A 1330-nucleotide genomic window follows, 5' to 3' on the forward strand; every position below is an offset into this window, starting at 1 on the left:
AATCAACTTAAAGTAATATCAATGATTTACGATCTAAAAACCGGCTATCCTCATGAATTAATGACTAATGGCGAGGTCGCTCAAAAATTGGATTTAACAAAAGATCAAGTAAAACAAGCAAGATGTCGGGCACTAAAAAAACTCCATTCAAGAAACCCCAACCCTTTCAAATAACCCCCAAGGAGAACAAAAAAATGAAAAGAAAACATAAAATATCCATCAATCCCACAATCAACCGAGCAACAATCTCTAAATGAGTCGGCAAAAGCTCCCCGATTATCATTCTCCTTTCGGCTGGATCGGCAGCAAACGCAAAATGATCCCCATTTTGCAACAATTCATCCCTCCCCATTTTAACACCTACTATGAACCTTTCTTGGGTGGCGGTGCACTATATTTCGCCTTATCGCCTCAAAAAGCCATTCTGTCTGATATAGACTCCAACCTAATCAACAAATGGCGCCATTTCCAAGATGATCCCCTCGATTTTATCCATCAAGTCGATCAATACGAAAAATATTTATTTCAATATCCCGGCAGAGCCAACATCCCTCTCCAACAAACTCGCTTTAACCAAATGTTAACCGAATACAACGAAAGTACAACCAAAAACGGCGCTCTATTTTTCGTATTAGTCAAATACACCTTCCGAGGAATTTTTCGTTATCGCAAAAAAGACGGTCGTTTATTAGCCTCCTACGGTTTCAAAGCCAACAGTTTCACTCCCTTAACGAGATCAAAATACCTCCCTCTCGCCAAACAACTCCAAGCAAAAGGGCAAATATTCAACGCCGATTTCGAAACAACCATCAACCACGCTCAGGCAGGAGATTTCGTTTTTGTAGATCCACCATACGATTCATTCGGAACCAACCCCAAAAAACAACGAATTGACAATACTTCCTGGTTCAACCAACCTTTTAATCAAGCGGAACAAACCCGTTTAGCTCAAACTTTAATTCGCGCTCACCAAAGAGGAGTCAAATTTCTCCACACCAATTATCCCACTCCCCACATCAAACACCTATATCGACAATTCAACCAAACCCTCATCCGTGGCACTACCCAAAATAAAACCACAAAACGCCAACACGAGGAAATCATCATCACCAACTATTAAAAAATCCCCACAACCACCTCCATCCAACAAAAAAAACATAAACACAACGTTCAGGCAATCCCCACAACCCACCTCAAATATCAACACCTCCCAAGTCCGCAACCGACTCTAAACTACGAAAATAAAATAAAAAAACATCCCCAAGTCCGCAACCGACTCTAAACTACGAATAGAAGCGCGGAAAACTTCTAAAAAATTAAACGAAACAAA

1 protein-coding gene is annotated in these 1330 nt (G+C 40.5%); it reads left to right on the top strand.

Annotated elements, in window-relative coordinates; all coding sequences use genetic code 11:
• The first annotated feature begins 253 nt into the window (after positions 1-253).
• Positions 254-1120, top strand: a complete 867-nt coding sequence (locus tag HR065_RS00650) for a DNA adenine methylase (protein WP_178733996.1) — start codon at positions 254-256, stop codon at positions 1118-1120.
• The last annotated feature ends 210 nt before the right edge of the window (positions 1121-1330 follow it).

Source organism: Candidatus Phytoplasma pruni (assembly GCF_013391955.1).
Classification (GTDB): Bacteria; Bacillota_I; Bacilli_A; order Acholeplasmatales; family Acholeplasmataceae; genus Phytoplasma.

Excerpts from the sequence above, each read along its gene's own strand:
- HR065_RS00650 (WP_178733996.1), top strand. The coding sequence starts at position 254 with ATGAGTCGGCAAAAGCTCCCCGATTATCATTCTCCTTTCGGCTGGATC.